Origin of the sequence: Streptomyces sp. 8K308 (genome assembly GCF_004348315.1) — a bacterium.
Taxonomy (GTDB): Bacteria; Actinomycetota; Actinomycetes; order Streptomycetales; family Streptomycetaceae; genus Streptomyces.
Genome location: NZ_SMKC01000483.1, coordinates 1 through 4207, shown reverse-complemented (window position 1 = coordinate 4207; position 4207 = coordinate 1). Strand labels below are relative to the sequence as shown.

Here is a 4207-nt window from a genome sequence, read left to right as displayed (position 1 = left end):
GGCTGGTTGCCGATGCGCAGGCGGTCAGAGAGGGCCTCGATCAGCCGCAGGCCGCGCCCGCCGGGCAGCAGCTCGCGGGGCTCGGCCCTCGGGACGGCGGCGTCGTCGGGGAAGCCTGGGCCGCAGTGTCGAGGTCAGGGAGGAGGTGGACCTGTGGGGCGGCACCGGCATGGTGGTGGCGGCACGCCAACCGTCGGCGTCGGCGCCGACGAAGAGGGTCCAGCGGGTGCTGGCCAGGCCCAGGGTGGAGGCGCCCTCCGGGGTGACCCGGTGCGGGAGTGCACGGTGCTGCGGGCCGAGCTCGACCGGCGCGTCGGGGAGGCGCTGGTGGCCGGAGGGCGTGAGCATACTCGGTATGTACCTGGTATGTTTCGCCTCGTCGAACCACCGTCAGGCGGACGTAGGGGGAGCCAGGTGCGCTCAGGGAGCAGGAGAAGGACGGCGGCGACGGCCGCCTCGTTGGCGGTCCTCGGGTCGGTGCTGACCGCGCACGGCGCGGCGGCGGACGAGCCCGAGCTGTACGAGCTGACCGTGGCCGGCGTCGGGCTCGACGGCGCGCCGGCCGGCGACGACTGGAACGTCGTCGTCCAGGACGCCGCGACCGGCGAGGTCCACCCCGTCGACGACGCGGCCGGCACCGGCACCGTCCTGGTGCCCGCCGGGGACTATCTCGTCACCTCCGACCTGGGCTGGACCGGCAGCGAGTCGGCCATGGACCTCACCGTGCAGACCCACGCGCTGCCCGACCTGGCCGCCGACACCGCGATCACCTTCGACGCCCGCGAGGCGGAGGAGATCGACCTCTCGGTCTTCGACGGCGCGGCCCAGCAGACGACGCTCACCCTGGTCACCGTCCTCACCAGGGGCGACGGGTACACGAGCACCACCTTCTGGAACACCTTCGAGGGCGCCGGCTCGACGTTCCGCACCCAGCACACCGGGCCGAGCCTGGGCGACGCCGGGCTGCGCTCGATCGCCGCCGCGAGCTGGCTCAACCCGGAGACCGGCACCGAGTACCACACCGCCTACGAGCGCACCGGCACCTTCTTCACCGGGCTCGAAGAACAGGCGCGTCGCCGGGACCTCGCCCGCCTCGACCTCGACCAGCGGGCGCTGGGCGAGGGCGCGCGCGGCCGACTGCGCGTGCTGTTCGAGCTGGTGCACGACGGCCACTCCGTCGAGCGCGAGCTGCCGGGCACCACCACCGTCTACCTCAGCCCGGGGCGCTGGAGCCACACGCTGGACGTCACCGAGGCCGGCGGCGAGTCGCTGGAGTTCGAGGCGCCGCTCACGAGCTACGCGGCGGGGGAGCGGCACCGCGTCACGGTGGGCGCCCCGGTGTTCGGGCCCGGGCTCGGCGCGCGCGACGGGCTCAGCCGGGAGGGCGACGAGATCAGGGCCGCCGTCGGCCTGTTCAGCGACGGCCGGGGAACGCACGGCGCGGCCAGGAGCTGGGAGTCGGCGTCCACCGTGCTGCGGCGTGACGGCGAGGTGTACGCGACGTCGGACGAGCCGTTGAACCGGGTGTGGATCGACGTCCCGCCGGAGGAGGCGGCGTACGAGCTGACCACCACCGTCAGGCGGGACGGCGCGGCCTCGGTGTCCACCGAGGTGACCGCCGCGTTCACCTTCACCTCGGGGCACACCGAGGAGCGCACCGAACTCCCGCTGTCCGTGGTGCGGTTCACCCCGCGTCTTGGCGAGGGCGGCACCGCGCCCGCCGGCGAGCGGACGCGGGTGCCGGTCGCCGTGCGGGGCACGGCGGCGGCCGAGGGCGGTCCGAGCGCGCTGGCGGTCGAGGTGAGTTACGACCGGGGCGGCAGCTGGCAGCGCGTCCCGGTGCGCGACGGCCGGGTCACCGTGGACAACCCGGCGGCCGGCGGCACCGTCTCGTTCCGCGCCCACCTGGCCGACCGGGCCGGCAACACCACCGACCTGACCATCCTGGACGCCTACCGCACGGCGTGATCACCGGCGGCTCGGCGCCCACGTGGTCGAAGGGCCATGCGCGGCGCGGCGCGCAGGACGCCCGCGCCGTGCGGCGGACCGGCCGAGTGCGGGTGGCGGTCGCGCTGGATCGGCCGCCCGCTCCGCGTTCTCGCGCGGACCGCCGCCGCATCGCGTCAGAGCACGCGCACCGCGCCCGACGGCGGGTCCCAGTCGAGGTCGCGCTGGACCACGCCGGTGGAGGAGTTCTGCGCGCCGATGAACGTGCCGTCGCCCACGTAGACCGCGACGTGGTAGGCGCTGCCCGCGCCGCCCCAGTACAGGATGTCGCCGGGCAGGAGGGCGTCGAGCGACACCTGGGTGCCGGCCGTCGACTGGTCCTGGGAGACGCGGGGGAGCGAGACGCCGGCCTGGGAGAAGGCGGCCTGCATCAGGCTGGAGCAGTCCCAGGCGTCGGGCCCGGTGGAGCCGAGCGAGTAGGCGTCGCCCAACTGGGCGCGGACGAAGTCCAGGACGGCGGCGACGCCGCCGCTCGCGGGGGCGCTGGCGGTGGTCTCGGCGGGGGCCGAGACCGTCTCGGCCTGGGCCGCTGCCTCGCGGGCCGCCTCCTCCTCGGCCGCGGCCCGCGCCGCGGCCTCCGCCTCGGCGGCCTCGCGGGCCCGCCGCTCGGCCTCGGCCTCCTGGGCCGCCCGCAGCTCGGCGGCGGCCTCCTGGGCCTGGGAGATGGCCTGTTGCTGGGCGGTCGCCCTGACCTGCTGCAGCTGGGCCTGGCTGACGTACGCCTGGGTGGCCTCGGCGGCACCCGCGGCGCTGCTGGCGAGCACGCCGTCCAGCAGGGGCAGTTCGCCGGTCCGCTCGGTCGGCTGCTCGGCGGCCAGCGCGGGAGACGTCGCGGCGCCGGCGACCGCGACGGTGCCCATCAGGACGCCGCCGCGTATCAGGCTGCTGGTGCGCGACCGGCTTGGCTTGCGGTGCCGGCCTCGGTAACGAATCGGGGACATGGACATCTTGGCTACCAGGCTCGTCCGGTTGACTCAATTAACGTGGCGTCCACCACAATTGACGAGTACGCGGCGAGTTGGCGGGGTAATTGTCCGAAGTGCCGTTTCGCGTGAAAGTCGATCTTTCGTCGCGGTGTGCGGCCCTGTCCTGCACGTTGTCCGGATTGTCCGATCGCCGAACCCGGCCTAGCACGGCAAGGGTTGCCCGATCAATGATGCACGCTCGTTACCGTTTCGCGACGTGGGATACATCACGCCGTCATCACGCTGCGTCCACCGGCCCGTCCATCACGCGAACCACTGGTCGTACCCCAGCCTGGCGACGAGCGCGGTGACCACCACGAGCAGCACCACCCGCACGAAGCCGCTCCCCTTCTTCATGGCCATCCGCGCGCCGATCCAGCCGCCCGCCATGTTGAACGCGGCCATGAACGGCACCAGTTGCCACAGCACGTTGCCGCCGAAGCCGAAGACGAGCAGCGCGCCCAGGTTCGTGCCGACGTTCACGACCTTGGCGGTGGCGGAGGCCGTCAGCAGGTTGAGGCGCAGCAGGGCCACCAGCGAGAGCACCAGGAACGTGCCGGTGCCAGGGCCGACGAGCCCGTCGTAGAAGCCGATTCCGACGCCGATGAGCGCCAGCGCGGCCAGCCTGCGCCGGCGGGACAGCTCCTCGGCCGGGGCCGGCGCCATGCCGAACTGGGGCCGGAACACCACGAATCCGGCGACGGCGAGCAGCACCACCATGATCAGCGGCTGCAGCACCGCCTTGTCGACCGCGGAGGCGAACGCCGCGCCGCCGGCGGCCGAGGCGAGGGCGAGCAGTCCGAGCCGTACCGCGAAGCCGCGGTCCACCGGCGCCTTGCGCACATAGGTGACGGCGGCGATGGAGGTGCCGGTGACGGCGACGGCCTTGTTGGTGCCGAGCGCGTGGGCCGGGGGCTGGTCGGCGGGGAGGCCGATGAGCATCGCGGGCAGCAGGACCAGGCCGCCGCCGCCGACTACCGCGTCCACCCAGCCGGCCGCGGCGGCGGCGACGCAGAGCAGGGCGGCGGTGGTGAGGGTTATGTCAGACACGTGCCGAAGGCACTACCACCCAATGCTGTCCAGGGCCAATTTGCGCAGCTCGGCGGCCCGATGGTAAGGGCGGGTGCCCGGGAAGAGCGGGTGATTGTGCGTCGTATCCGCACATCGCGGTCGATCAACCACCTCGGGTGAATACGTCCGTGCCTGTTAAGGGTCTGTTGGGTCGTGTTCGGCGA

The 4207-nt window shown here is 73.6% G+C and carries 4 protein-coding genes; 1 reads left to right on the top strand and 3 read right to left on the bottom strand.

From position 1 onward, the window contains the following. Positions 1-24 precede the first annotated feature (24 nt). Complete coding sequence (locus tag E1265_RS34395) at positions 25-348, bottom strand: hypothetical protein (protein WP_132934879.1); 324 nt, start codon at positions 346-348, stop codon at positions 25-27. Between the two features lie 66 nt (positions 349-414). Between E1265_RS34395 and E1265_RS34390 the strand changes: the two genes are divergently transcribed. Further along, entirely contained in the window at positions 415-1968 is a 1554-nt protein-coding gene (locus E1265_RS34390; RefSeq protein ID WP_132934878.1) for a hypothetical protein, read from the top strand. A gap of 155 nt (positions 1969-2123) precedes the next feature. Here the strand turns inward: E1265_RS34390 and E1265_RS34385 are convergent, their stop codons facing one another. Then, the gene (locus tag E1265_RS34385) at positions 2124-2948 is read right to left on the bottom strand and encodes a C40 family peptidase (protein ID WP_132934877.1); all 825 of its coding nucleotides are present in this window, start codon (positions 2946-2948) and stop codon (positions 2124-2126) included. 288 nt (positions 2949-3236) lie between these two features. Next, positions 3237-4022, bottom strand: coding sequence for a sulfite exporter TauE/SafE family protein (locus tag E1265_RS34380; protein ID WP_132934876.1), 786 nt, complete (start codon positions 4020-4022; stop codon positions 3237-3239). Positions 4023-4207: the final 185 nt, after the last annotated feature.

Bases quoted from the DNA above. Each gene is read 5' to 3' on its own strand.
- E1265_RS34395 (WP_132934879.1), bottom strand. From the start codon at position 348: ATGCTCACGCCCTCCGGCCACCAGCGCCTCCCCGACGCGCCGGTCGAG.
- E1265_RS34385 (WP_132934877.1), bottom strand. From the start codon at position 2,948: ATGTCCCCGATTCGTTACCGAGGCCGGCACCGCAAGCCAAGCCGGTCG.